The 21,171-nt window shown below is 61.0% G+C and carries 20 protein-coding genes; 12 read left to right on the top strand and 8 right to left on the bottom strand.

Annotation, left to right across the window (positions count from 1 at the left end):
- Positions 1-3: 3 nt before the first annotated feature.
- Together FAA97_RS00180 and FAA97_RS00185 are read right to left on the bottom strand one after the other, a co-directional pair.
- Complete coding sequence (locus FAA97_RS00180; RefSeq protein ID WP_136596520.1) at positions 4-1,419, bottom strand: cell envelope biogenesis protein OmpA; 1,416 nt, start codon at positions 1,417-1,419, stop codon at positions 4-6.
- Between the two features lie 192 nt (positions 1,420-1,611).
- Entirely contained in the window at positions 1,612-2,079 is a 468-nt protein-coding gene (locus FAA97_RS00185; RefSeq protein ID WP_136596521.1) for a tRNA (cytidine(34)-2'-O)-methyltransferase, read from the bottom strand.
- A 394-nt stretch (positions 2,080-2,473) separates the two neighbouring features.
- On the opposite strand from FAA97_RS00185, the gene FAA97_RS00190 reads away from it, so the two are divergent.
- The 9 genes from FAA97_RS00190 to FAA97_RS00230 all read left to right on the top strand — a co-directional run bounded on the left by FAA97_RS00190 (position 2,474) and on the right by FAA97_RS00230 (position 15,416).
- On the top strand, positions 2,474-4,354 hold the full coding sequence (locus FAA97_RS00190) for an ABC transporter ATP-binding protein (RefSeq protein WP_136596522.1): 1,881 nt from the start codon (positions 2,474-2,476) through the stop codon (positions 4,352-4,354).
- A 210-nt stretch (positions 4,355-4,564) separates the two neighbouring features.
- Positions 4,565-6,490 carry a HAMP domain-containing methyl-accepting chemotaxis protein gene (locus FAA97_RS00195; RefSeq protein ID WP_136596523.1) on the top strand — a complete coding sequence of 642 codons (1,926 nt, stop codon included), beginning with the start codon at positions 4,565-4,567 and terminating at the stop codon, positions 6,488-6,490.
- 199 nt (positions 6,491-6,689) lie between these two features.
- Positions 6,690-8,609: a HAMP domain-containing methyl-accepting chemotaxis protein gene (locus FAA97_RS00200; protein WP_136596524.1), complete on the top strand. Its 1,920-nt coding sequence runs from the start codon at positions 6,690-6,692 to the stop codon at positions 8,607-8,609.
- A gap of 166 nt (positions 8,610-8,775) precedes the next feature.
- Positions 8,776-9,786: a hypothetical protein gene (locus FAA97_RS00205; protein WP_136596525.1), complete on the top strand. Its 1,011-nt coding sequence runs from the start codon at positions 8,776-8,778 to the stop codon at positions 9,784-9,786.
- Positions 9,787-9,886: 100 nt separating this feature from the next.
- A complete protein-coding gene (locus tag FAA97_RS00210) occupies positions 9,887-11,758 on the top strand; it encodes an ABC transporter ATP-binding protein (protein WP_136596526.1) in 1,872 nt (623 codons plus the stop codon).
- Between the two features lie 236 nt (positions 11,759-11,994).
- The gene (gene petA, locus FAA97_RS00215) at positions 11,995-12,573 is read left to right on the top strand and encodes a ubiquinol-cytochrome c reductase iron-sulfur subunit (protein WP_136597657.1); all 579 of its coding nucleotides are present in this window, start codon (positions 11,995-11,997) and stop codon (positions 12,571-12,573) included.
- 15 nt (positions 12,574-12,588) lie between these two features.
- Positions 12,589-13,857 carry a cytochrome b gene (locus tag FAA97_RS00220; protein WP_136596527.1) on the top strand — a complete coding sequence of 423 codons (1,269 nt, stop codon included), beginning with the start codon at positions 12,589-12,591 and terminating at the stop codon, positions 13,855-13,857.
- A gap of 21 nt (positions 13,858-13,878) precedes the next feature.
- Positions 13,879-14,757, top strand: a complete 879-nt coding sequence (locus FAA97_RS00225) for a cytochrome c1 (RefSeq protein ID WP_136596528.1) — start codon at positions 13,879-13,881, stop codon at positions 14,755-14,757.
- A gap of 116 nt (positions 14,758-14,873) precedes the next feature.
- Complete coding sequence (locus tag FAA97_RS00230; protein ID WP_136596529.1) at positions 14,874-15,416, top strand: adenine phosphoribosyltransferase; 543 nt, start codon at positions 14,874-14,876, stop codon at positions 15,414-15,416.
- A 23-nt stretch (positions 15,417-15,439) separates the two neighbouring features.
- Here FAA97_RS00230 and FAA97_RS00235 read toward each other — a convergent pair whose 3' ends face one another.
- Genes FAA97_RS00235 through FAA97_RS00245 form a run of 3 tightly spaced genes read right to left on the bottom strand, consistent with a single transcriptional unit; the run spans position 15,440 to position 16,871 of the window.
- Positions 15,440-15,919: a glutathione peroxidase gene (locus FAA97_RS00235; protein ID WP_136596530.1), complete on the bottom strand. Its 480-nt coding sequence runs from the start codon at positions 15,917-15,919 to the stop codon at positions 15,440-15,442.
- Entirely contained in the window at positions 15,916-16,404 is a 489-nt protein-coding gene (locus FAA97_RS00240) for a MaoC/PaaZ C-terminal domain-containing protein (protein WP_136596531.1), read from the bottom strand. The genes FAA97_RS00235 and FAA97_RS00240 overlap by 4 nt, the downstream gene beginning before the upstream one ends.
- Entirely contained in the window at positions 16,401-16,871 is a 471-nt protein-coding gene (locus FAA97_RS00245) for a MaoC family dehydratase (RefSeq protein WP_136596532.1), read from the bottom strand. The genes FAA97_RS00240 and FAA97_RS00245 overlap by 4 nt, the downstream gene beginning before the upstream one ends.
- 63 nt (positions 16,872-16,934) lie before the next feature.
- On the opposite strand from FAA97_RS00245, the gene FAA97_RS00250 reads away from it, so the two are divergent.
- Positions 16,935-17,597 (top strand): Crp/Fnr family transcriptional regulator, encoded by a 663-nt coding sequence (locus tag FAA97_RS00250; RefSeq protein WP_136596533.1) that lies wholly within the window; start codon positions 16,935-16,937, stop codon positions 17,595-17,597.
- Between the two features lie 89 nt (positions 17,598-17,686).
- The gene (locus FAA97_RS00255) at positions 17,687-17,893 is read left to right on the top strand and encodes a YgaP family membrane protein (RefSeq protein ID WP_136596534.1); all 207 of its coding nucleotides are present in this window, start codon (positions 17,687-17,689) and stop codon (positions 17,891-17,893) included.
- A 71-nt stretch (positions 17,894-17,964) separates the two neighbouring features.
- Here the strand turns inward: FAA97_RS00255 and ychF are convergent, their stop codons facing one another.
- Positions 17,965-19,068 carry a redox-regulated ATPase YchF gene (gene ychF, locus FAA97_RS00260; RefSeq protein ID WP_136596535.1) on the bottom strand — a complete coding sequence of 368 codons (1,104 nt, stop codon included), beginning with the start codon at positions 19,066-19,068 and terminating at the stop codon, positions 17,965-17,967.
- 109 nt (positions 19,069-19,177) lie between these two features.
- Between ychF and clpS the strand changes: the two genes are divergently transcribed.
- Complete coding sequence (clpS, locus tag FAA97_RS00265; RefSeq protein ID WP_136596536.1) at positions 19,178-19,486, top strand: ATP-dependent Clp protease adapter ClpS; 309 nt, start codon at positions 19,178-19,180, stop codon at positions 19,484-19,486.
- Between the two features lie 3 nt (positions 19,487-19,489).
- On the opposite strand, the gene FAA97_RS00270 is transcribed toward clpS, so the two are convergent.
- Both FAA97_RS00270 and FAA97_RS00275 read right to left on the bottom strand, forming a co-directional pair.
- The gene (locus tag FAA97_RS00270; protein ID WP_136596537.1) at positions 19,490-20,422 is read right to left on the bottom strand and encodes an oxygenase MpaB family protein; all 933 of its coding nucleotides are present in this window, start codon (positions 20,420-20,422) and stop codon (positions 19,490-19,492) included.
- Positions 20,423-20,603: 181 nt separating this feature from the next.
- On the bottom strand, positions 20,604-21,002 hold the full coding sequence (locus tag FAA97_RS00275) for a RidA family protein (RefSeq protein WP_136596538.1): 399 nt from the start codon (positions 21,000-21,002) through the stop codon (positions 20,604-20,606).
- Positions 21,003-21,171: the final 169 nt, after the last annotated feature.

Here is a 21,171-nt window from a genome sequence, read left to right on the forward strand (position 1 = left end):
TTGTCAACGGCGGCGTTTGACCTGCTTGCCGTTGGCTCTGCCCGCAGGAAGCGGCGCTTGGGGTCGTTTGGTTGTCGGTGCAGGGTTGGCGGAAGCCATGGGTTCTGGCACCTGCTCCTGATTCAGGTCTGTATCCGCAGGGACGACGCCGGTATCTGCGGCATCATCACCGGCGGCGACCAGCGCGCTCGCAGCCGGCACGTCCGAGATGCTCTCCTCGGGGAGCGTTTCGGCGATGGCCGGCTCATCATCGGCGACGACGGACCGGTCCTCTGTCGCATCCAGCTTCAACTCCTCTGACGTGTCCGCTGCCGCTGGCATCAGGTCGGTTTCGGGCAAAGGCGGCTCGGCTGCCTGCAAGGCGGTGGGCGCAGTTTCTGCGGGATCCGCTATGATATCCTCAGCGGCTGGAGACGATGCAAAGCTGGCTTCAGGTTCCGGCGCAAGTGTCTGATCGCTCTGCTCTTTCAGTCGCGTGTCTGCGAGTATGCCGTTCAGGATCCTCTTCACCTGCAGCGAGCCCGGCATGTCGGTATTGGTGGAGTGGCCGCAGAAGGGGACCTTGATATCGGTTGGAATTTTCGGCCTCGAGTTCAACTCGCCGAACCAATCGAACTCTCCCACGACGTCGATCACGTCGGCAAAGATCTCGGGCATCTTGATGCGGCCGCCGAAGGTGACGATGCGGCAGGTTTCCGCAAGGGCCGCCAGACGTGCGGCGTCGTTGCGCTTTAGGCCATAAAGGGCATCCGCAATCACCCGATTGCCGCGGGAATGGCCGGCAATGAAGGAGAAATTAAGCTGGGTATCTTCCAGCAGGGAGAGCACGGTGTCGCTGTCGAGCCCGGTGCGACGGGTGGTCGTTGCAGGATCGGTCGCGCGGCGATTATAGGCGCCGACTTTCGGGCGCCCCACGGCGTCGTCGATCGCTTCGAGATTGCCGCGGACATGGCCCATCCAGCCAAACAGGAAGGCGCCGCCGATGGCCTCGTTGACGATATCGCCAAGGCCATAGCCGGAAACGACGGCTGCAACGGGCGCGCCAAGCGCGTCCGCGACGTTGCGGGCAAAGGCCGCAGCCCCAATGGCCGATCCGCCGATGCCGGCGACTGCCATCGCATGGACATCCCGACCGCCGCGCAGCCTGAATTCCTCGACGCTTTCGCAGAGCGTCAGCATGCCATGGCCTGAGGGCGGCACGATCATGATCATGCCTTCAGACGCCAGGCAGTCGCTGACGTAGAAGGCTTCCTCGGCGGTCAAGGCTTTGACGTCGTAGTAGAGTGCATCGAAGCTGGTGTTGCGAAGACGCCAGGGCTCAAGGGCGGCATTGCGCACGGGCCGGTGGCTCAATCTCTCGGGAAAACTCAAGGACCGCGCAAACTGCGTCAGGCCAAGGGCGAATGCTGTCTCAAACATGCTTCATCTCCCATTTTGCTGCAATGCAGCATACCGCCTTGCAGGTGAATTAGCAATGCTTGAAGCGCCGTATGCGCGCAAATTGATAAGATTAACTTTTGGCGGGTACTGCCTTGACCTCAATCAAACTTGAGGTTCGATCCTGCGTTTTCAACCAAGGAAGAAGGGAGGCGCGCGATGGTCAAACGGCTATCAAGGAGAGGGAAGCCGGACCTGCCGGATCGCCTCGCCAACAATCATGGCCGCGGACATGGCGACATTGATCGATCTTTGGCCGTCGACCATCTCGATCAGGACGCGCTGATCCGCACCATCATGCACGCTGTCTGGCACGCCGGCACTCTCGCGTCCGAAGAGCAGGATGTCATTTGGCCGGTAACAGGCTTCGGTATAGGGCAGGGCGGCGTTTGTCGAAGCAAGGACGATCCGTCGGTTTTCCGAGCGGCGCCAGTCATCGAAGGCCTGAAAATTGACGTGACGGACCAGTGCGACGCTGGCGAGATAGTCCATGCCGGCCCGCTTGAGGTTCTTGTCGGAAAGGACGAAGCCGGCGGGCTCAATCAGATCGACCTTCAGGCCGAGGCAGGCGGCGAGGCGCAGGATCGTGCCGGTATTGCCGGGAATATCGGGTTGATAAAGGGCGATGCGAAGGTCGGTCATGGGCGGTTGCATACGCCGGGCAGGGGCGGCGCTCAAGGGGGCGATCCGGGAGGTGGTGGGCAACCGTGTCGGCGACGGTGTTGCCTGTGTGGCGCAAGTGCAACATGTCGGGCGCAATGCCTGTTCCCTGTGCAAATGACTTATGGCAAAAATCGCCTCTTGGCGTTACAAAAGCCACCTGTTCAACACGCAAGACGGGAGGGCTATCGATGGATCGATTTGACATTCACACGCCACCCCGCGCCGATACATGGCTGGCGTGACGGCGAGACCTTCGCCTTCTTTCTCATGACATTTCATCGTGTGGCCGTATCAGGCTTTTCCCATTGAATTGGCGTGCAGCCTCGACACCCTATCTCTGTCGGGCCGCGCATTTCCATTACGGAGTAAGTTCATGTTCTCGTGGTTCGAAAACCGCTTGAATCCCTATCCTTCCGAGGATCCCGTCCTGCCGCCAAAGGGACTTGTGGCCTTTTGCTGGCATTACACCAAGGCGGCGCGCTGGTGGCTGGTGGTGCTGGGGCTCGCCTCCGGCCTGATCGCCATCGCCGAAGTCATGCTCTACCAGTTCCTCGGCAATATCGTCGACTGGCTGTCGAATGCCAATCCGGACACCTTCCTGCAGACGGAAGGCGGAATGCTTGTCTGGATGGCGGCACTTCTGCTGATCGGCCTGCCGCTGCTCGGCATGATCCATACGGTTACCATGCACCAGGTGCTGGCGGGCAATTTCCCGATGATCGCGCGCTGGCAGATGCATCGCTTCCTGCTGCGTCACTCGATGACCTTCTTCGCCAACGAGTTTGCCGGGCGTGTCTCGACCAAGGTCATGCAGACGGCGCTGTCGATCCGCGAAAGCGTGATGAAGCTGATCGACGTTTTCGTCTACGCGACGACGTTTTTTGTCTCGATGCTGGCGCTGGTCGCTGCCGTCGACTGGCGACTCGGCGTGCCGCTTGTGGCCTGGATCGTAATCTATGGCTTGATCCTCAAGAACTTCATCCCGAAACTGCGCAAGCTCTCGAGCGAGCAGGCCGATGCGCGATCAATGATGACGGGACGGATTGTCGACAGCTACACCAATATCGGCACGGTGAAGCTGTTTTCGCATGCCGGCCGCGAGGAGACCTATGCGCGCGAAGGCATGGATGCCTTTCTCGGCACGGTGCATCGGCAGATGCGGCAGATCTCGCTGCTCAACATCTGCGTCGACATCAACAATGCCGTCGTGCAGTTCCTGGTGGCCGCACTCGGCATCTGGTTCTGGCTGAACGGCACGGTAACGGTCGGGGCGATCGCGGTTGCCATCGGGCTTTCGATGCGCATCAACGGCATGTCGCAATGGATCATGTGGGAAGTGGCGGCGCTGTTTGAGAACATCGGCACCGTCTATGACGGCATGAGCATGATGACCAAGGCACATGACATTGTCGACAAGCCGGCGGCCAAGGCACTTGCGGCCCCACGCGGCGAGATCGTCTATGACGCCGTGCGCTTCCACTACGGCAAGGACAAGGGCGTGATCGAGGACTTCTCGCTGACGATCAAGGCGGGCGAGAAGGTCGGTCTCGTCGGGCGCTCGGGTGCCGGCAAGACGACGCTGATGAACCTGCTCCTGCGCTTCTACGATCTGGAGAAGGGCAGGATCGAGATCGACGGCACGGATATTTCAACGGTGTCGCAGGACAGCCTGCGGGCGCTGGTCGGCGTCGTCACGCAGGATACCTCGCTTCTGCACCGCTCCATCCGCGACAACATCGCCTATGGGCGCCCCGATGCTACCGATGAGGAGGTGATGGAGGCGGCCAAGCGCGCCAATGCCTGGGAGTTCATCCAAACCCTTTCCGACCAGCAGGGGCGGAAGGGTCTCGATGCGCATGTCGGCGAGCGGGGTGTGAAGCTTTCCGGCGGCCAGCGGCAGCGGATCGCGATTGCGCGCGTCTTCCTCAAGGATGCGCCGATCCTGATCCTCGACGAAGCGACGTCGGCGCTCGATTCCGAAGTCGAGGCGGCGATCCAGGAGAGCCTGTTCAAGCTGATCGAGGACAAGACGGTGATCGCGATTGCCCACCGCCTGTCGACGCTGACGCAGATGGACCGGCTGATCGTGCTCGACAAGGGACATATCGTCGAAGAGGGCACGCATCTCGAACTCGTGGCCAATGGCGGGATCTATGCGGACTTGTGGAACCGTCAATCCGGCGGCTTCCTCGCCGATCAGGCAGATCCGGAAAAGGCAGCCTCGGCCGGCAAGACAGAGGCTGCGGCCGAATAACGAGAGTGCTTCAGGCGAGACGCGCCACCCCCGCCATCACTGACGGGGGTGTGTCTATCGTCCATGCCTTTATGATAAAGAAATTCTTTAGTGCTTTTCAAATATAGCTGTTTGCAACACAACAGTTTGGACATGAAGCGTCCAGTTCGTTCCGCGATGGCCAGGGCGGACACTTGTGTGATGGGACGTTCTCTCTCACGGAAACAATTCATGAAAGACATTAGAATCAAGACGCTTCTACCCGTGCTTTTTGCCGTGGTGGTCGCGTTTGGCGTTGGTCAGGGCGTCATGGCGGTCAAATATATTGGCGATGTCCGGGCACAGGTGGATGTGATCGGCCGCGAGCGGTTGCCGCGAACCATTGGCATTACCCATATGGAGACGACATTTGCCGATGTGCGACGCAACTACGCACTTGTTCTGAGCTCCGATCCGGGCGACGAACTGAGTGCACAGCAGGCAGCAATCGAGACCGCAAAGGCGGAGCGGGACAAAGCGTTTTCAGCCTATGAGGCGATGATCACCCTGCCTGCGACCCGTGCGCGATTTGAAGCCATGGGCAAGGCGATGGCCGACTATGACCGACAGGGCCAGGAACTTGCGGCATTCCAGGCGGCTGGCGACGAGGCGGCGGCCAAGGCACTCTTTACCGGTGCAATGAATGCGAATGCCCGGATCCTTGCCGGCTTGATGACTGAAATGCTCAACGCCAATGCCGAGCTTTCAAATGCTGCATTGGCAAATGCTGACGAGATTTCCAGTTTCGCCGTCACGTCGACCATCGCTGCGGTGATTGTCAGCTCGCTGATTGCAGCCTTTGCGGCGCTGTTGAGCTTCGCGCGCATCGTGCGCCCTGTGTCGGCGATTACGGCTGCGATGAATGGGTTGGCTCAGGGAGATACCACCAAGGAAATCCCTTATGGTGGTCGCCGCGACGAGATCGGCGAAATGGCTGCTGCTGTTTCCGTATTCCGGAACAACGCAATCGAACGCGCCAACCTTGAGCGCCAGGCCGAAGAGAGCCGTTCGTTGAGTGAAACCGAACGCCGGGCCCGCGAGGAGCAGAAGGCACGCGAAGCAGCCGAAGTGCAGTTCGCGGTGGATCAGCTGGCTTCGGGCCTTCAGCGCCTGTCAAACGGCGACCTGACGGCGACAATCGACCAGTCCTTCGCAGCGCAGCTGGACGAGTTGCGGGTGAACTTCAACCAGTCGGTCGAGCGGCTGAGCGAGACTCTCCGGTCCGTTGGCGAAAATGCCCGCGCGATCGATGCCGGCGCCAATGAGATGCTGGCTGCAGCGGACGATCTGTCCAAGAGAACCGAGCAGCAAGCCTCGTCGGTCGAGGAAACGGCCGCTGCGCTCGAACAGGTGACAACGGCCGTGAAGGACTCCGCACAGCGTGCAGAGCAGGCCGGCGCGCTGGTCGGCAATACCAAGCAGAGTGCCGAGCATTCCGGCGAAGTGGTCCGGCGCGCTGTCGAGGCGATGCAGCAGATCGAGCAGTCGTCGGATTCGATCTCCAACATCATCGGTGTCATCGATGACATCGCCTTCCAGACCAACCTTCTGGCACTCAATGCCGGTGTCGAAGCCGCGCGTGCGGGTGAGGCCGGCAAGGGCTTTGCGGTCGTGGCCCAGGAAGTGCGTGAACTTGCGCAACGCTCGGCCAATGCCGCGAAGGAGATCAAGGCCCTGATCACGGCGTCCGGCGAGCAGGTTCGCAACGGTGTCTCGCTGGTCGACGAGACCGGCAAGGCGCTGGATGCGATTGTTGCCCAGGTTCAGGAGATCAATCGCAATGTGGCCGCCATCGTCACGTCGGCGCGCGAGCAATCGACCGGCCTTCAGGAAATCAACATGGCCGTCAACCAGATGGATCAGGGGACGCAGAAGAACGCTGCCATGGTTGAGCAATCGACAGCAGCCTCACACGGGCTTGCCCAACAGGCCACGGTCCTGCGTCAGCTGATGGCCCAGTTCAAGCTGGAGCATGGCGCCGTCGAACAGCGCTTCACGCCAGCCGCGGCCACGGCCGCCAACCGGCCGATCCAGTCGCCGGCGCGGTCGCTCGGTCGCAAAATTGCAAGCGCCTTCCAGGGCAGTGCGGCACCCGCAAAGGACTGGAGCGAGTTCTGATCGCCGCACATGCGATGTTTTGAAACGGGATGGGGCAGCAATGCCCCATCTTTCGTTTGAGCTTCTGAAAGATCCGAAGAAAAACCGCCGATGGCCAGAATCATGAACCCGCAGGTAAGGCTTTCTTCAACTTGGGATGTCACCGAAGAGGTTGACGTATTTTGTCTGCGCAACTTTTCAGTTCGGGATTTCCAAAGCGATGAAACTCAAGATCAAGGTTCTTCTTCCAGCGCTTTTCGGTCTGCTGGTCACAGTCTCCATCATCCAGGGCGTGGTCGCCGTTCGTTCGATCGATGGTGTCAGTGACCGGATGCAGCAGATGAACGGTATCAACGACAGTTCGCTGATGATCGCCGACCTGGATTCGCGGCTTGGCGAGGTTCGTCGGCTGTATCTCATGACGCTCAATGCCAGCAACGCGAAAGACAAGAAGGAACTGGTGGAAAGTCTGGCGGTCGCATCGGATACGCTTGCGGCAACCGCGACCGCCTACGGTGCCTCGGTGACCCTTCCGGAGGCGCGCGAGAAGTTCCAGGCTTATTCCACCCTTATGGAGAGCTATAATGCGCTTGGTCAGGAATTCGTGACGCAAGCCATGGCCTCCAAGCTCTATCAGGCCAAGGACACGATCGCGAAGATGACGCCGATCGGCACGGAGGCTGCTGGTGTCCTGAAATCGATGATTGCCGACAATGTCGCGCGCGTCACCACTGAGCGCTCTTCCAGCGAAGCGGAAGTTGCTACGTCGCGTTACGTGACGCTGGCCGCCATCATCATCGCGGCTTCGCTGGCCTTTGCCGCCGCCTGCCTCTCCTATCTGCGCGTGACGCGCCCGATCAGCGAGATCACGGGTGCGATGAAGCGGCTCGCCGAAGGTGATACCGCTAACAGCATTCCCCATGAAGGCCGTCTCGACGAAATCGGCGAAATGGCCGCAGCTGTTGGTGTGTTCCGCACCAATGCCGTTGAGCGCGAACGGCTTGAAGCCCAGACCCAGGCTGATCGCTCGATGAGCGAGAGCGAGCGCCTTGCCCGCGACGAACAGCGCCAGCGCGAGGCGGCAGAAGTACAGTTTGCCGTGACCCAGCTCGGAACCGGCCTGCAGCGGCTCTCGGATGGCGATCTGACCGTCACTCTCCAGCAGACCTTCGCCAGCCAGCTCGACAGCCTTCGCGTCAACTTCAATCAGTCGGTTGAGCGCCTGCGCACCGTCATGCGCGATGTTGTGGAAAATGCCCGGACCATCGATGCCGGCGCCAATGAAATGCTGGCTGCTTCCGGCGATCTTTCCAAGCGCACCGAACAGCAGGCCTCCTCCGTCGAAGAAACGGCGGCGGCACTCGATCAGGTGACCACGGCTGTCAAGGACACGGCGCAGCGCGCTGAACAGGCCGGCGCTCTGGTTGGTCGCACCAAGCAGGACGCCGAGCATTCCGGCGAGGTCGTATTGCGGGCGGTCGACGCGATGCAGCGCATCGAAACCTCGTCCAGCCAGATCTCCAACATCATCGGCGTTATCGACGACATCGCCTTCCAGACCAATCTGCTTGCACTGAATGCTGGCGTAGAAGCAGCGCGCGCCGGCGAAGCCGGCAAGGGCTTTGCCGTCGTTGCGCAGGAAGTCCGCGAACTCGCCCAGCGCTCGGCGAATGCGGCCAAGGAAATCAAGTCGCTGATCAATGCGTCCGGCGATCAGGTTCGCAACGGGGTTGCGCTGGTGGATGAGACCGGCAAGGCGCTGCAGGCCATCGTCCTGCAGGTCCAGGACATCAACCGCAACGTCGCGGCCATCGTCACCTCGGCCCGCGAGCAGTCGACCGGGCTTCAGGAAATCAGCGCTGCCGTCAACCACATGGATCAGGGTACGCAGAAGAATGCGGCGATGGTGGAGCAGTCAACCGCCTCGTCCCAGGCGCTGGCGCATCAGGCAACGGCGCTGCGGGAGCTGATGGCACAGTTCAAGCTTCATATGGACGGCGATCGCAGCCATCAGCGGCCACCGGTGACTGCCTCTGCCTCGCGGCCCGCGCAGCCTTCTCCTGCACGCGCCCTGACACAGAAAGTGGCGGCTGCGTTCCACGGCAATGCGGCGGTATCAGCGGAATGGTCTGAATTCTGATCGCCTGCAAGACGATGTGATACAGGGGGCAGGGCACAAAGCTCTGCCCTTTTTCGTTCCCGCACATGGCATCTTCCGGCACATATAGTGAATTTTAATTGTTGCTGAAATAAAACCTTGGTCTGCTGATGTTAAGTTCAGTCCTCGCTCGAACCGGAGGTTCCGCATGGACAAGCCAGTTGTGGTGGACAGCAACCTCGAGCGCCTTGGCGCGCGTGCCCTGCGATTTTTGACGCAGCATAGAATTCCGTGGAAGCCGATCTACTACGAAGTGCTCCTGGAGGTCCTGGAAGGCCGAAACACGGCCCTCAGACGCGCTTTCGTTGCCCTGGAGCAGCCCTTGACGGAAGACAAGCTTGCCGGTCTTGCCGCACGCTTCTTTCCCCGCTTCCAGGATTTGAACACGCTGCGCGCCTCGACAGAAAGCCTTGAGCAGGCGCTGTCTACCTTCTGCGCGCAGATCGGCTCCTCCGAAATTCTGAGCCTCCGGGATGGACAGTGGCACACGTTTGACAGGAACCTTCTCGATCAAGCTGTTAGCGAATTGTCGTCTGCACTGGCGCGGACGGGCAATCTGCTTGGCGCGCCCACAGAGGAGAACTCGCCGCTGCCGGAAGCCGGGGTGCTGACCTCGCAACTTCCCTTCGATATGCAGGATTTCAGCGCGCTTGAGCATCAACTGTCTGCCCTTTTTGAAAAGGGCATGCCGGATCAGGGCGTCAGCCTCATTCTCTGTCACTTGAAGGGTCTTGCGAGCCTGCGTCACCCCCAGGCATCCGAGGCCGAAAGTTATGTGCGCAACACCGTCGGACGGTTTACCAACCGCCTGCTGCATGAGGACGAGGGTGCCTTTTGGACATCGCAGGATGAAATGGGCATTCTCATGCTGGCGACCTCTGAGCCCTATATCGAAGGGGTCTGCAGCAAGATTGGCAAGATCATCGAGAATGTCGAGGGTGTTGTGACGCGGGCCATGCCGAATGCGCCGAAGTTCAACCACCACTTCGGCTGCGCCCGGACGTATCGTCCCGTGCCGCCGACGCATTTGTACAATACCGCCAGCAAGATGTTGCAGCGGGCCGAGCTTACGGAAGAGGCTGGTCCTTTGTTTGCCGAAGTCAGTGGCCAGTTTTCCGGCAAGCGATATGAAGCGCTCTACGGTCGGCACGAGCCCTGACGGACCCGAGACCGCAGTTTTTCCCGCAACGCGTTTCGACCGCAGCATGCATGCGCAGCGAAGTCTTTGACGGCGCGGGGAAACGGCCTATATCGCTTGCATGCTGCAAGCCGTCGCCCGTATTTTCGAGAACTGGATCAACCCTTTCGCCCGGAGTGAAAACCTTCGGCCGCCATCGGCGACGCTTTCCTTTGTCTGGTTCTATGTCCGCCAGGCCAAGCTCGCCTTTCTTCTGATGGCCCTGTTCGGCGGTGCGGTCGCCATGCTCGAAGCGGGCCTCTTCTGGTTCGTCGGCCGGCTCGTCGATCTCTTGGACACCGTGCCGAAGGAGGCCGGATGGGAGGGGCTGATCGCGGCGCATGGCGGCGAGCTCCTTGCCATGGCGCTGATCATTCTCGTCGGGCGGTTTCTGGTGGTCACCATCGGTGCGCTTGTCGAAGAACAGGTGATCGTGCTGAATTTCTTCAATCTGGTGCGCTGGCAGGCGCATGCGCATGTGGTTCGCCAATCGCTCTCCTTCTTCCAGAACGATTTCGCTGGCCGCATCGTCACCAAGGTATGGTCGGCGGGGCAGGCGACGGGTGACCTTCTGACGTCGCTGTTGCAAGTTGTCTGGTTCATGGTGATCTACACGGTCTCGACCATGGCGCTCGTGGCACAGCTCGACTGGCGGCTCGCGGCGATCATCGGTACATGGGTTGCGATCTTCCTCGTGCTGGCGCGCTATTTCGTGCCGAAGATCCGGCACCATGCCAAGGAGACGGCAGAGGCCTCTTCGATGCTCAACGGGCGGCTGGTCGACAGCTATTCCAATATCCAGACATTGAAGCTCTTCGGCCGCGAGCGGCAGAACGACCATTACATCCGGGCCGGTTTCACACGCTTTCAGGATACGCTGCGGCCTTTCGCCCGGTTGTTGACGGGGGTGCGTGCTTCGCTTGCCATCCTTTCCGGCGTGATGATCCTGATGGTGGCGGTGCTCTCTGTTGACCTTTGGTTTGCGGGCGCGGTCACGGCCGGTGGCGTGGCGTTCACGCTCGGCCTTGTTTTGCGTCTCAACATGCTGCTGGGTCGGATGATGACGCAGCTCAACGGGATCATGCGCAATATCGGCACGATCCAGAATTCAGCCGAACTGATTGCCAAGCCGATCGGTCTTGCCGATGCCCCTGGCGCTGAAACGCTGAAGGTCAATTCGCCCGAAATCCGCTTTGAAGACGTCACCTTCCACTATGGTCGCAAGTCCGGTGCGATCGACCGGCTGACGCTGACCGTCGAGCCAGGCGAAAAGGTCGGCATTGTCGGCCGGTCGGGGGCCGGAAAGTCGACGCTCGTCAATCTTCTCCTGCGCTTCTACGATGTCGAGGCGGGCCGCATCCTGATCGATGGCCAGGACATTTCCAAAGTCACGCAGGAAAGCCTGCGCAGCCAGATCGGCATGGTGACCCAGGATACGGCGCTTCTGCACCGCTCGATCAGGGACAATATCCTCTTCGGTCGCGACGATGCCAGCGACGAGCAGCTGCTCAAGGCTGCGGACCGGGCCGAAGCGCTCGACTTCATCCAGCGGCTTGAGGATCAACGCGGGCGGAAGGGCTTCGATGCCCATGTCGGCGAGCGCGGCGTCAAGCTTTCCGGCGGTCAGCGTCAACGGATCGCGATTGCCCGCGTGATGCTGAAGGATGCGCCGATCCTCGTGCTCGATGAGGCGACCTCGGCGCTGGACTCGGAAGTGGAGGCGGCAATTCAGTCCAACCTCGACCGTCTGATGCAGGGAAAGACCGTGCTTGCGATTGCGCATCGCCTGTCCACGATCGCGGCTCTCGACCGCCTCGTGGTGATGGACAAGGGGCGTATCATCGAGCAGGGGACGCACCGTGAACTGGTGGAGTTCGGCGGGCTTTATTCGGAGCTCTGGGCACGCCAATCCGGTGGGTTTCTCGATGCCCAAGATATTGAGGGCGTTGCCTGAAAACCCTCCTTTCGGGGTGTGGTGAGGGGCAGCGTCAATTGATCGCATGGTAATTGTACCGGATTATTCAAGATCATCAGTGTCCGCAGCCCGGCTGAGACTGGACAGACGGGAAGATCGGGCTTAGAACGCGCCAATCTGGCGGGGAATCTGAGGCTGCATCGTGGCCTCTGTGTGATTCCCGCTGCGGGGGCAAATGCGGTTTGTCGCAGGATTGCGAAGAGGAAAAAGTGACCGTGAGCGAACACGAGACAACGACAGAACATGCGGGCGAGCCGACGCGCCGCGATTTTCTCTACATGGTGACCGGTATGGCCGGTGTGGTTGGTGCGGCGGCTGTCGCATGGCCCTTCATCGACCAGATGCGTCCGGACGCTTCGACGCTCGCGCTCGCCTCGATCGAGGTCGACGTTTCGGCGCTCGAGCCGGGCATGTCGCTGACGGTCAAGTGGCGCGGCAAGCCGGTCTTCATCCGTAACCGTACGGAGCAGGAAGTCGCAGAAGCCAATGCCGTTGCGCTTGCCGACCTTAAGGACCCGATCGCCCGCAACGAAAATGTCGATGCAACCGCCGAAGCGACGGACCTCGCGCGCTCTGCCGGTGAAGGCAAGGAAAACTGGATCGTCATGATCGGCTCCTGCACCCATCTGGGTTGCGTGCCGCTCGGCCAGGCCGGTGAATTCGGTGGCTGGTTCTGTCCCTGCCACGGCTCGCACTACGATACGGCCGGACGCATCCGCAAGGGCCCCGCGCCGACGAACCTGCCGGTGCCGACCTTCGCATTCACGTCCGACACTGTCATCACGATCGGCTGAGGGGATTAAGACAAGATGAGTGGCCATTCCAGTTACCAGCCGTCTACCGGCATCGAAAAGTGGATCGATGCGCGCCTGCCGCTGCCGCGTCTGATGTATGACAGCTTCGTATCCTACCCGGTTCCCCGCAACCTGAATTATGCCTACACCTTCGGCGGCATGCTTTCGGTCATGTTGATCGTGCAGATCCTGACCGGTGTCGTTCTCGCCATGCACTATGCGGCTGAAACGACCGTTGCCTTCAACTCGGTCGAAAAGATCATGCGCGACGTCAACAATGGTTGGCTCCTGCGCTACATGCACGCCAACGGCGCGTCGTTCTTCTTTATCGCCGTCTATCTGCACATTGCCCGTGGCCTCTATTACGGCTCCTACAAGGCGCCGCGCGAAATCCTCTGGATCCTCGGCGTGGTCATCTTCCTTCTGATGATGGCAACGGCCTTCATGGGCTATGTTCTGCCCTGGGGTCAGATGTCCTTCTGGGGTGCGACCGTTATCACCGGCTTCTTCACCGCCTTCCCGGCTGTGGGCGAGACCATCCAGCAGTTCCTGCTCGGCGGCTTTGCGGTCGACAATCCGACGCTGAACCGCTTCTTTGCACTGCATTACCTGCTGCCCTTCATGATCGCCGGTGTCGTCATCCTGCACATCTGGGCGCTGCATGTGACCGGCCAGACCAACCCGACCGGCGTCGAAGTCAAGTCGAAGACTGACACCGTGCCGTTCACGCCTTACGCGACGCTCAAGGACGCGCTGGGTCTCTCGGTCTTCCTGCTGGTCTTCGCCTGGTTCGTCTTCTACATGCCGAACTACCTCGGCCATCCGGACAACTACATTCCGGCTGACTCGCTGAAGACGCCTGCCCACATCGTTCCGGAATGGTACTTCCTGCCGTTCTACGCCATGCTGCGTGCGATCACCTTCAACATCTGGTTCATCGACTCCAAGCTTGGCGGCGTCCTCGTGATGTTCGGCGCGATCATCGTGCTGTTCTTCCTGCCCTGGCTCGATACCTCGAAGGTTCGTTCGGCCGTTTACCGTCCATGGTACAAGCTGTTCTTCTGGATCTTCGTCGCCAACTCGATCCTGCTTGGCTGGCTCGGCGCCATGCCGGCAGAAGGGATCTACGTCATCCTGTCGCAGGCCGGTACTGCCTACTACTTCGGCTTCTTCCTGATCATCATGCCGCTTCTCGGCATGTTCGAGACGCCGCGGCGCATCCCGAACTCGATCACCGAAGCGGTTCTAGAAAAGAGCGGCAAGACCGCCTCTGCCCAAGCCTGAGCACGTGAGAGGAAGATAACAATGAAGAAGCTTGTCACGAGCATCGCGCTGGTCGCAGCCTTGGCCGGATTTTCCGGCCAGGCCAATGCGGCAGAGGAAGGCCACGATCTGGCGCATGCTGTCGAGCATGCTGCACAGTCCGGCCACTACCCGGTCCTGAAGCCTGAAGAACTGGACTGGTCCTTTGCCGGTCCTTTCGGAAAGTATGACAAGGGCCAGCTGCAGCGCGGCCTGAAGGTCTACACGGAAGTCTGCGCGGCCTGTCACTCGATGGAGCTGGTTGCTTTCCGCACGCTCGAAGATCTCGGTTACTCCGAGGCGCAGGTTAAGGCGTTTGCCGCGAACTACGAAGTCGAGGATGGCCCGAATGCCGACGGTGAGATGTTCACCCGCAAGGCCGTGCCCTCCGATTACTTCCCGTCGCCCTTCCCGAACAAGGAAGCGGCCGCGGCTTCAAACAACGGTGCGGCTCCGCCTGATTTCTCGCTGATTGCCAAGGCACGCGGCGTGACCCGCGGCTTCCCGCAGTTCGTCTTCGACATCTTCACCCAGTACCAGCAGGGCGGCCCGGACTATATCCACGCGCTGCTCACCGGTTACCAGGACCCGCCGGAAGGCGTTGTCGTTGCCGAGGGCACGCACTTCAACCCGTATTTCATCGCATCGGCTTCGCTTGCGATGGCGCCGCCGCTCTCCGATGGCCAGGTCACCTATGACGACGGTTCGCCTGAAACGCTCGAGCAGTATTCGCGCGACGTTTCCGCCTTCCTGATGTGGGCTGCCGAGCCGCATCTCGAAGACCGCAAGCGTCTGGGCTTCATGGTCATGGTGTTCCTCGCGATCTTCACCGCGCTGATCTACCTCACCAAGAAGTCGGTCTACGCCAACAAGGAACACTGATCCCCGGGGATCACGTTCACGGAAAGGCGGTCTTCGGGCCGCCTTTTTTTGTTGGGGGGCTTTGCCGATCTTGGTAGAGTTTGCTCCCATTCTTTCCGCTCACAACCGGATACTCCATGACCAAGATTGCTGACGAACTTTCGCTCTCCATCCGCTCCATCACCGACTACCCCAAGCCGGGCATCATCTTCCGCGACATCACCACGTTGCTTGGTGACGCGCGCTCTTTCCGGCGGGCGGTGGACGAGCTGGTGCAGCCCTATGTCGGCTTGAAGGTGGACAAGATCGCCGGCATGGAAGCGCGCGGCTTCATCCTTGGCGGCGCCGTGGCGCATCAGCTTTCGGCAGGCTTCGTGCCGATCCGCAAGAAGGGCAAGCTGCCGCATGAGACCGTGCGTATCGCCTACAGCCTGGAATATGGCGTGGACGAGATGGAGATCCACATGGATGCGGTGAAGCCCGGTGAGAAGGTGATCCTGGTCGACGACCTGATCGCCACCGGTGGCACCGCCGTTGGTGCGGTACAGCTTCTGCGCCAGATCGGTGCGGATGTCGTGTCGGCCTGCTTCGTCATCGACCTGCCGGAACTCGGCGGCCGCAAGAAGCTCGAAGCCCTCGGCGTCGAGGTGCGCACGCTGGTGGAATTCGAGGGGCACTGAGCCCCTCTCGTCCATCTTCTCTGTCAGGCGCCAAGCGCGCTTTTGATGTCGGCCTCGATATCGGCGGGTGAGGTTCTCGGCGCATAACGCGCAATTGGCTTGCCGTTACGACCGACGAGGAACTTGGCGAAGTTCCAGCCGATCTCCGCTCCCTTCTCCTCGCCCGGTGTCTCCGCCTTCAGCCAGGCGTAGAGTGGGTGGGTGCCCTCGCCATTGACGTCTATCTTGGCGAACATCGGGAAGCTGACCGCAAAGTGGGTTTCGCAGAAGAGCGCAATCTCCTTTTCAGTGCCCGGTTCCTGCGCACCGAACTGGTTGCAGGGGAAGCCGAGGACGACGAGGTCTGGATGCGCCTTGTGGAGCGCTTCCAGGCCCTCATATTGCGGTGTGAGACCGCAGGCGCTTGCGGTGTTGACGATCAGCAGCACCTTTCCGGCATAGTCCTTGAGGGCGCGCGTCGTCCCGTCGATGGTGGTGGCGGTGAAATCGTGAACCGTGGTCATGCGGATGTCTCCTCGTCGGGAAAGAACTCGATCAGGTTGCTCTTGAAGCGCAGCACGGGTTCGCCATGCTGGTTGAAGCCCTCGCTCAGCGCAGAGTTCATGATGTAGCGGTTGCGGCCCTGGACGGCCCGACTGTCGATCGGGGTCATGAAGAAGGTGATCGTGTCGCCGACATAAACGGGTTTCAGCCATTGCAGCTCGGAAAAACCGGGCGAGGGGCCGATTTTGGGTGGCGCAATGCCTGCTTTTTGCAGTCGCTCGGTCTCTTGCGACATAAAGCCGATGAAGCTCTTCATCCAGTTGGCGCAGGTGTGCCAGCCGGAGGCGCAGAGCGCGCCGAAGACGTAAGTTCTGGCCGCCTCCGCATCGATGTGGAAGGGCTGCGGATCGAATTTTTGCGCGAAGCGGATGATATCGTCTTCGGTGAATGTCACCGCGCCAAGTTCGAGGCGGGTTCCGGCCGGATAAAGTTCGAGCAGTCTCATGCCTGCACCTCCGCTGTCTCGCGGCGGCGGACCATCACCGCGTTGCGGGCCTTCAGGACGGTTTCGCCGCGCTGGTTGTGCAGCTCATGGCCGAAGGTGACGATGCCCAGATGCGCACGGGAACGCATGAGTCGCGTTTCTTCAACCACCGAATGACCGGATAGCGTATCGCCTGCCAGGACCGGCTTGCGCCATTGCATGAATTCGATCCCCGGTGCTCCTTCCGATGCGGCCTTCAGGACGTAGGCGTCGATCATCAGGCGCATGAAGAGGCTCGATGTGTGCCAGCCGGAGGCAGACAACCCGCCGAGAATGCTGGCCCGGCCGGCTTCTTCGGAAAGATGCATCGGCTGCGGATCAAATTCACGCGCGAATTCGATGATCTCTTCTGCGGTGACCGTGCGGGGCCCAAGCTCGAAGCGCCGGCCCTCGGTGAAGTCCTCGTAGTGAAGCCTGTCTGCATGCATGCGGTCTGTTCTCCAAAGCCTTCGCAATCGCTATGGTTCTAAGCGGGAATCGCGAGGTGGTCCATGGCGGGTTGGGCAGATCAGGCCGGCTTTCTGGCTGGTATCGATGCGGAGGCGCGGCGGGTGCTCGAGGCGCTGACGCCTGTGCATGTGCCTTTCCGGACAGCGCTGTTTCGCCCTGGCGACGAGGCCCAGAGCTTTGTCATCCTGCTCTCCGGCCGGATCGGCGTCTATCTGACAGGGCGCAACGGGCGGGAACTGCTGCTTTATTCCGTGACTCCCGGCGAGACCTGCGTTCAGACGACGCTCGGTGTCCTGGGCGGTGCGCCCTATTCCGGTGAGGCGGTGGCGGAAAGCGATCTGGTGGCGGTGATGGTGCCGCCGTCCGTCTTCGAGCGGCTGATGGCGGAGTCGACCGCCTTTCGCGCCTTCGTCTTCAAGGCCTTTGCCGACCGGCTGGGCGATCTGATGTTCGTGCTGGAGCAGGTGGCTTTCGTCAAGGTTGAGCAGCGGCTCGCTTCTGCCCTCCTGGAACGGGCGGACAGCGAGGGCCGGGTGGCGCTGACGCATCAGGAACTGGCGGTCGTGATCGGCACGGCGCGGGAGGTGGTGTCGCGGCGGCTGGAGGCGCTCGCCTCCAAGGGGGTGGTTGCCAACGAGCGCGGCGAGATCCGGATCATCGAGCGCGGCGACCTTTCGCGCATGGCGCGGCCATCAAAGGCTTAAGAGTTCTCAAATCCGGTGACTAAGTCACGGACGGCAGATGCCGGGCGGTCTAACCTGCGATCATCGTCAGATCGAACGGAGGGAAAATCATGTTTGCCAAGAATGTTGGCGGTCTCGACCGCATCCTGCGCATCGTCGCTGGTCTCGTGCTGCTGTCGCTCTTCTTCCTCTATCCCGATGCATCCTGGCGCTACTTTGCGCTGATTGGCGTGGTGCCGCTTTTGACCGGATTGCTGTCGACCTGCCCGCTTTATTCGATCATGGGCCTGTCGACCTGCCCTGTGACGCGGGCCTGAAGCATTCCGAGGTCTACTAAAGGAGAAAGGCCGCGAGGGATCGCGGCCTTTTGTCGTTCTGATCGCTTCACTCACGTGTTGAAGCGGAAGTGGATGACGTCGCCGTCGTTGACGACGTATTCCTTGCCTTCGTCGCGGCCCTTGCCGGCTTCCTTGGCGCCGACTTCGCCCTTGTGGGCGATGTAGTCGTCATAGGCGATGGTGAAGGCGCGGATGAAGCCGCGTTCGAAATCGGTGTGGATGACGCCGGCGGCGGCAGGCGCCTTGGTGCCGCGGACGATCGTCCAGGCGCGGCATTCCTTGGGGCCGACGGTGAAGTAGGTGATCAGGTCGAGCAGGTGGTAACCGGCGCGGATCAGGCGGTCGAGGCCGGCTTCGTCGAGGCCGAGGGCGGACAGGAATTCGGTCGCTTCCTCTTCCGGCAGCTGTGCCACTTCGGCTTCGATGGCAGCCGAGATGATGACGCATTCGGCGCCCTGTTCGGCGGCCATCTTGGCGACGGCTTCGGTGTGCTTGTTGCCGGTCGCAGCATCGCCCTCGGCGACGTTGCAGACGTAGAGGACCGGATGCGAGGTCAGGAGGTTCAGGCTCTTCAGCACCTCGATCTCGTCGGCTGCCATCGACTTCAGCAGGACGCGCGCCGGCTTGCCTTCGTTCAGCACCTTGATCACGGCTTCCATGACCGGGAGCTGCGCAGTTGCTTCCTTGTCCTTGCCGGTGGCGCGCTTGCGGGTCTGCTCGACGCGGCGCTCCAGGCTTTCGAGGTCGGCGAGCATCAGCTCGGTCTCGATCGTGTCGGCATCGCCGACCGGATTGATCTTGCCCTCGACATGGGTGATGTCATCGTCTTCGAAGCAGCGCAGCACGTGGACAACGGCATCGACTTCGCGGATATTGGCAAGGAACTTGTTGCCCAGGCCTTCGCCCTTCGATGCGCCGCGCACGAGGCCGGCGATATCGACGAAGGAGATGCGGGTCGGGATGATTTCCTTGGAGCCGGCAATATCGGCCAGCTTCTTCATGCGCGGATCGGGAACAGCCACTTCACCGGTGTTCGGCTCAATCGTGCAGAAGGGATAGTTGGCTGCCTGGGCGGCGGCCGTCTTGGTCAGTGCGTTGAAGAGAGTGGACTTGCCGACATTTGGCAGCCCGACGATACCGCATTTGAAGCCCATGGCTCTATATACCTGCTCGGGATGGATTTTCGTTGCCCACGCCTATGGGGTATAGGAGGGGCATGGTCAAGTGTTGCGGGCCCAGAGTGCCGCAGTTGCCGGAGGAATCATGGCCAAGGATACGGTGATCGCGCCGAAGACTGTGACCAAGCCAAAGGTGGAGAAGCCGAGGCTCTACAAGGTGCTTCTGCACAATGACGACTATACGCCGCGCGAATTCGTGACGATCGTGCTGAAGGTTATCTTCAGGATGAGCGAGGAGACGGGCTACCGCGTGATGATGACGGCGCACAAGTTCGGCTCGGCGGTTGTTGTGGTGTGTACCCGCGAGATCGCGGAGACGAAGGTGACTGAGGCGATGGATCTCGCCAAGGAAGCGGGCATGCCGCTGTTGTTTACCGCCGAACCTGAAGAGTAGGCGTCACAGGGCCGGCGCGTTGCGATAGAGATAGTCGTCCGGAAGGCTGAGGCGCCTGCATGCCTGCACGGGGGGCGAGGAGGGCAGCAGGATGCGCTCTGCCGCAAAAGCCAGACTTTGCACGATGGCGAACTGCGCACGCGACAACTGATGGTTATCGTCGAGGCCGAGGTGGGTGTGTACCCACTGAGGTAAAAGGCTGGTTGCAGCCCTTGTCAGCAGCTTCTGAAACGGACGAAGGGTCGGCGAGAGGATCGGCACGTCGGCGATCATGTCGAGAAACTCGAAGACCACGTCCGATCGCCGCAATCGCGGCCGCATGGTTTCAAACAGGCGATCCATCTCCTCGAGGGACGCCGGGGCATTGTGCGCGCCGTAGAGTGCCGCTGCGTTTTTACCCTCTGCGAGAAAGCGATTGCGCGCGTTGTCGGAGAGAGGGCGTGCGTATCGGTGATAGGCTTGCAGGAAGCCGAAAGAGGCGGTTGCCTGAACCCAGTCCAGGAGCACCGGATCGTCCGCCCGATAGGCTTGTCCCTCGCGCGTTGTCCCGGTCACGGTCTGGTGGCGTCTGTTGACAGCTGAAATCATCGCTTCCGCCTTGCTGCGGGCGCCGTATACCGTGACCATGGCAGCCAGTCCTGTGCGCTGCGTGCGGGGCAGGGCGGCGGTGCGAAAGCTGCTATGCTGCCAGACGCCGTCCCGAACCTGGGGTTCCGCCAGTTCCAGCACGACCGCCGTGATGCCGCCGACAAATACCGTGACCGGGTTCTTGAAGACCTGCCAGGATATTGAGCTCGCCGGTACCAGGGCCTCTTCCATTGCTGGGCTGGCAAAGTCAAAGTTCATGCCCTGCGGTGTTGCAAGCTCAACAAAGCGCTGATCGAGCCTGCGGCTGACAATACCTGGCAAAGGCAAGGGCGAAAGAATGCGTTGCATGGCGGGCCTCCTCTACGGGAAATGCGATCGCTTCCGCAGTTGTTCCCATGTGGTTACAGCCGCAAACTGCATGTCGGTTCGCTCGGCCGGCGGTACAAGGGCTGCCGTCCGTCAGGATCAACGTATCCGGCGGTTTTCCGGGCGTTGCGTCTGCCGTACGGCGGCGCTTGCGCGCAAGCTATCAGGCGGTCTTGGGGATGCGGGCGATCACCTTGATCTCGAAATCGAAGCCGGCGAGCCAATTGACGCCGATTGCGGTCCAGTTCGGATAGGGCGGGGCGGGAAAGACCTCGGCCTTCACCTTCATGATGGTTGCGAACTGATTTTCCGGATCCGTATGGAAGGTCGTGACGTCGACGAGATCGGCGAGGGTGCAGCCGGCGGCGGCGAGCGTTGCCTTCAGATTGTCGAAGGCCCGGCGCACCTGGGCTTCGAAGTCGGGCTCCGGGGAGCCGTCAGGGCGGCTGCCGACCTGACCGGAGACGAAGAGGAGGTCGCCGGTGCGGATGGCGGCAGAATAGCCGTGCTCTTCGTAGAGCGCGTGGCGGTCTGCGGGGAAGACGGGTTCGGGTCTGTTCATGATGGTTCCTTTCGGCAATGTCTGGCCGATCCGGCCCGAAGGGTCGGGCAGGCTGGACGGCGCTTGGCGAATGCGCAAAGATTTAATATACGATGCGTATGTAGAATTATTCGCATACGGTCCGTATGTCAACCTCACATACGTAACGTATGTGAGGTGGGAGAGGTGA

Source organism: Peteryoungia ipomoeae (assembly GCF_004912165.1).
Taxonomy (GTDB): domain Bacteria; phylum Pseudomonadota; class Alphaproteobacteria; order Rhizobiales; family Rhizobiaceae; genus Allorhizobium; species Allorhizobium ipomoeae.

What these genes read in the sequence shown, in the direction of transcription:
- ychF (WP_136596535.1), bottom strand. Translation starts at nt 19,068, where the DNA reads ATGGGCTTCAAATGCGGTATCGTCGGGCTGCCAAATGTCGGCAAGTCC.
- FAA97_RS00250 (WP_136596533.1), top strand. Translation starts at nt 16,935, where the DNA reads ATGGCGGGTTGGGCAGATCAGGCCGGCTTTCTGGCTGGTATCGATGCG.
- FAA97_RS00255 (WP_136596534.1), top strand. Translation starts at nt 17,687, where the DNA reads ATGTTTGCCAAGAATGTTGGCGGTCTCGACCGCATCCTGCGCATCGTC.
- FAA97_RS00200 (WP_136596524.1), top strand. Translation starts at nt 6,690, where the DNA reads ATGAAACTCAAGATCAAGGTTCTTCTTCCAGCGCTTTTCGGTCTGCTG.
- FAA97_RS00180 (WP_136596520.1), bottom strand. Translation starts at nt 1,419, where the DNA reads ATGTTTGAGACAGCATTCGCCCTTGGCCTGACGCAGTTTGCGCGGTCC.
- FAA97_RS00245 (WP_136596532.1), bottom strand. Translation starts at nt 16,871, where the DNA reads ATGCATGCAGACAGGCTTCACTACGAGGACTTCACCGAGGGCCGGCGC.
- FAA97_RS00220 (WP_136596527.1), top strand. Translation starts at nt 12,589, where the DNA reads ATGAGTGGCCATTCCAGTTACCAGCCGTCTACCGGCATCGAAAAGTGG.
- FAA97_RS00270 (WP_136596537.1), bottom strand. Translation starts at nt 20,422, where the DNA reads ATGCAACGCATTCTTTCGCCCTTGCCTTTGCCAGGTATTGTCAGCCGC.
- FAA97_RS00210 (WP_136596526.1), top strand. Translation starts at nt 9,887, where the DNA reads ATGCTGCAAGCCGTCGCCCGTATTTTCGAGAACTGGATCAACCCTTTC.
- FAA97_RS00190 (WP_136596522.1), top strand. Translation starts at nt 2,474, where the DNA reads ATGTTCTCGTGGTTCGAAAACCGCTTGAATCCCTATCCTTCCGAGGAT.
- FAA97_RS00185 (WP_136596521.1), bottom strand. Translation starts at nt 2,079, where the DNA reads ATGACCGACCTTCGCATCGCCCTTTATCAACCCGATATTCCCGGCAAT.
- FAA97_RS00225 (WP_136596528.1), top strand. Translation starts at nt 13,879, where the DNA reads ATGAAGAAGCTTGTCACGAGCATCGCGCTGGTCGCAGCCTTGGCCGGA.
- clpS (WP_136596536.1), top strand. Translation starts at nt 19,178, where the DNA reads ATGGCCAAGGATACGGTGATCGCGCCGAAGACTGTGACCAAGCCAAAG.
- FAA97_RS00235 (WP_136596530.1), bottom strand. Translation starts at nt 15,919, where the DNA reads ATGACCACGGTTCACGATTTCACCGCCACCACCATCGACGGGACGACG.
- FAA97_RS00230 (WP_136596529.1), top strand. Translation starts at nt 14,874, where the DNA reads ATGACCAAGATTGCTGACGAACTTTCGCTCTCCATCCGCTCCATCACC.
- FAA97_RS00240 (WP_136596531.1), bottom strand. Translation starts at nt 16,404, where the DNA reads ATGAGACTGCTCGAACTTTATCCGGCCGGAACCCGCCTCGAACTTGGC.
- FAA97_RS00205 (WP_136596525.1), top strand. Translation starts at nt 8,776, where the DNA reads ATGGACAAGCCAGTTGTGGTGGACAGCAACCTCGAGCGCCTTGGCGCG.
- FAA97_RS00275 (WP_136596538.1), bottom strand. Translation starts at nt 21,002, where the DNA reads ATGAACAGACCCGAACCCGTCTTCCCCGCAGACCGCCACGCGCTCTAC.
- FAA97_RS00195 (WP_136596523.1), top strand. Translation starts at nt 4,565, where the DNA reads ATGAAAGACATTAGAATCAAGACGCTTCTACCCGTGCTTTTTGCCGTG.